This is a genomic window from Thermovirga sp. (assembly GCA_012523215.1).
Lineage (GTDB): Bacteria > Synergistota > Synergistia > Synergistales > Thermovirgaceae > 58-81.
In genome coordinates, this window is sequence record JAAYIZ010000254.1 from 1 (window position 1) to 3,804 (window position 3,804).

At 50.4% G+C, this 3,804-nt stretch carries 4 protein-coding genes; all 4 read left to right on the forward strand.

Translation table 11 applies throughout. From position 1 onward, the window contains the following. Positions 1 to 589 (forward strand): ABC transporter ATP-binding protein (locus GX108_07000; GenBank protein ID NLO56777.1); only part of this gene is annotated, 589 nt, incomplete at its 5' end. After that, positions 586 to 1,596 carry an ATP-binding cassette domain-containing protein gene (locus tag GX108_07005; protein ID NLO56778.1) on the forward strand — a complete coding sequence of 337 codons (1,011 nt, stop codon included), beginning with the start codon at positions 586 to 588 and terminating at the stop codon, positions 1,594 to 1,596. The genes GX108_07000 and GX108_07005, both read left to right, overlap by 4 nt. Further along, positions 1,593 to 2,675, forward strand: a complete 1,083-nt coding sequence (locus GX108_07010) for an alanine/ornithine racemase family PLP-dependent enzyme (GenBank protein NLO56779.1) — start codon at positions 1,593 to 1,595, stop codon at positions 2,673 to 2,675. Before GX108_07005 ends, GX108_07010 begins: the two co-directional genes overlap by 4 nt. A gap of 645 nt (positions 2,676 to 3,320) precedes the next feature. Continuing rightward, positions 3,321 to 3,804 (forward strand): hypothetical protein (locus tag GX108_07015; protein ID NLO56780.1); only part of this gene is annotated, 484 nt, incomplete at its 3' end.

Sequence of the window (3,804 nt, forward strand, 5' to 3'; positions counted from 1 at the left end):
AAAGAGAGCCATCCAGCTTTTAAACATGGTCGACGTGCCTTCCCCCGAGCAAAGAGTAGATTATTACCCCCACCACTTCAGCGGCGGGATGCGACAACGGGTGATCATTGCCATTGCTCTCGCGACGGCTCCTTCTTTGATAATAGCCGATGAACCCACTACGGCCCTGGATGTCACTGTCCAGGCACAACTTATCAAGCGTCTTTACCAACTGGTCAAAGATCAGGGGAGCGCGATGATACTCATATCCCATGATCTTGCCCTCGTTTCAGGGGTGGCGGACAGGATTGCTGTGATGTACAGCGGGAGAATTGTTGAGAAGGGTACAATGGAGGATATCATAGGTAGTCCGCTTCATCCCTATACTATAGGCCTTCTGGATTCAATCCCTAAAATGTATGGCCCCAGGGGGCGCCTGAATCAGATAGAAGGCCTCGTCCCCAATCCCTTTAACCTTCCAAAAGGTTGTGCCTTTGCTCCCCGCTGTAAAAAACGCAGACCGATATGTGAAGAGGTTTTCCCCGAAGCTAGGAGTATGGGGGAGGGGAGAGAAGTGAGCTGTCATTTCCCGGAGGGATCAAAAAGATGATAAGTGGGGGGGCCCTATTAGAGGTAAGGGGGTTAACTAAAAAGTTCTCCTTGACTAAAGGTTTCCTGAGTAGTTGGGTAATCAGGGACGGAAGAATTCGCAAGGAGAGAAAGTTCGTCAACGCCGTTAACAGGGTTTCCTTTGCTATAGAAAAAGGAGAGGTTTTCAGCCTTGTCGGTGAGTCGGGTTGCGGCAAGACTACAACGGCTCGCACCATCGTCCGCCTTTACGAGCCCGATGATGGAATGATCTTTTTCAGGGGGGAAAATGTAACGAATATTGGGGAAAAGAACTTCCGTCCTTACAGGAGAAAGATGCAAATGATCTTCCAAAACCCCTACTCCTCTTTAAACCCCCGCCATAGCGTCCTCCAGATTGTTGCTCAACCCATCCGGCTTCACGGTCTGGCTTCGAGCAAGAGCGAGGCGGAGGAAAAAGCGCTATTCTACCTGGAGAGGGTGGGTATTCTTCCAGAACAAGTAGATCGGTATCCTCACCAGTTTTCAGGCGGGCAGAGACAAAGGATCAGTATCGCCAGGGCTTTAGCGGTGTCTCCCGAGTTTATAGTCGCCGACGAACCCGTTTCAGCCCTGGATGTTTCCATTCAGGCCCAGATCCTGAATCTTCTACTCGATCTAAAAAAGGAGTTCGACCTATCCTACCTGTTCATCGCTCATGATTTGAGCGTAGTTCGCCATGTCAGTGACAAAGTAGGGGTGATGTACCTGGGAAGTCTGATGGAATATGGGCCTTGTGATTCTATTTTCAACGATCCCACTCATCCCTATACCCAAACACTTCTAAGCGCCGTCCCGGTGTTAGGCAAGAGGACAATGGATTCTGTCGTTCTCACGGAAGAGGCTCTCAGCGCCCCAACAGAAGATTTCAAAGGGTGTGTTTTCGCTCACCGGTGCAAAATAAAAGAGCCCCGTTGTCTTATTGAAACCCCGGTACTAAAAGAGATAGGCCCTGATCATTTCGTAGCCTGTTGGTACTATGAAAAATGAATCCAACCCTGTGGATAAACCTTGAAGCGATTCGGCATAATGCTTCCACCGCGTTGCAGGTATGCCATGAACGGGGTATCAGTATCGATTCAGTAGTAAAAGGTGTCTGTGCCGATTTAAAAGTCTCCGAGGCGATCCTTGACGGTGGGATCCAGTCCCTGATGGACAGCAGGTTGAAGAATCTGCGAAAACTCAGGGCAGGATCGATAGATTGCAGACTGGGGCTACTCCGGATCCCTATGCTGAGCGAGATCGATGAATTGGTAGAGATCGCTGACTGGTGCCTGGTCTCTATGAAAGAAGCGGTCTTGGAACTGGAAAGAACCTGCAATGATAAAAGGATAAACTTTGAAGTTTTATTAATGATCGACCTGGGCGACTTAAGGGAAGGTGTTTGGCCCGATCGTGTCGGCGAGTTCATCGAATTGTTTCGTTCCTTGAAAAGGGTAGCATGTATAGGTGTCGGGACAAACCTTGGATGCTTCGGAGGAGTTCTCCCTTCCGCTGACAATATGGACCAGCTGGTAAAACTGGGACTGCAGGTTAAGACAGAACTGGGTGCCGACCGGTGGCTGATTTCACCGGGAGGTACCAGGGTCTTTTATGAAATGCTCAATTCTAAAGAGATACCCGCGGAGATAAACCATTTAAGGGTCGGAGGGGGAATCCTCAGGGGGATGTGCGGCAAGGAAAACATCCCCGGCTTCAGGCAGGACACAATGAGGCTTGACGCTGAGCTGATAGAGATCTATTTCAAGCCCACTGTACCGGTAGGTAAGATAGCCAAAGACGCCTTTGGGAATACTCCCCATTTTGAAGATAGGGGTATCAGAAGGCGCGGAATTGTCGCAATAGGCCGACAGGATGTAACACCCTTTGATCTTGAACCTCAAGAGGAAGGAATTACGATCCTGGGGGCCTCCAGCGACCACTTGGTACTGGATATACAGAATTCGAGGAGGTCTTTAAGAGTAGGAGATACAGTTTCTTTCAGTCTTAGCCGTTATGGGGCGCTCCTATTCGCTTTTAATTCTGATTACGTCGAAAAAGTTGTTAGTAGGAACTTCGATGTAATATGACCGACTTTTAAGGCATTAATGTGCCGCCGAAGGTGTTCTGGACAACAAGCCTTTCCGCGGTTGTTTATTCCCCTGTTTAGCTTGGAGGACATGAGGGAAGTGCTTTATCTTAAGGTCGACTCTGGAGGTTCTTGTCGCCCAAGAAGATGTGCTGATAATGCGAAAAAACAGGATAGCCGTGTTGGGAGAATTGCTACAACAGGAGGAAAAAGCCTACCTCGGATCTGATCCGAACCTTTGTTGTAATATTAACGGGAGATTCAACATGTTGGTGTTTGGAGGTTCAGGAAACACACACCTAATCAAGCATGGCCGGTCGATTTTCCTGAGATCATAACTTTACATTTACTATTACGATCGTTATTGTGCGGAGCAAAAACCTAATGTTGAGTTTTTTATCAATCCTGGATCGTAATACCCCAAGATCGATCACAAAAGGCTTGTCAGAGCTCTGGAAGAAAAAGATAGCGATCTTGTAGGATTGATCGCGGGTAGACATATTATGAATACTTTTAACAACATAAAATCAAGGGTGCCGACCCCCGAGTGACCGTACAGGCGATTGGACAAAAAAGCCCGGTCCCCCTTAGCGACCCCGGCATGATGGGCGATCAGCGGGAAGGATACGAAACGATGCGGAAGTTCATGATAGACAAAAAGATTTTCGTACTTTTCCCCCAGGCCCGGATCTGCGGGCTTGTCATCAAAGATATGGACAACGCCGTACCCTGGAATGGCTCGGAGGCGCTGGCGCAGGCCTGCCGGGAAGCGGCCTCACGGCTGGGCGACGTGCCCTTCGGCAAGAGTCCCTACTTCGTTCCCTGGAGGGAGGCATACCGCGCCTTCGGCGCCCCCAAGGGTTACCGCTCTTCCATCGAGGGTCTGGCGAAAAGAGCGGTGAAGGGCAGTTGCCCCCCGTCGATCAACCCCTTGGTGGACCTTTACAATATAACGTCCCTCAAGTTCCTCTTCCCCTGCGGAGCGGAGGATCTGGACACCGTAGTGGGCGATATCCGCCTGGCGGCGGCAGGGGGCGGCGAGCCCTTTTTACCCCTCGGCGCCGAGGAGGAGGAACCACCTCGCGAGGGGGAGTTCGCCTACATGGACGATGCGGGGGCGATCTGCCGGT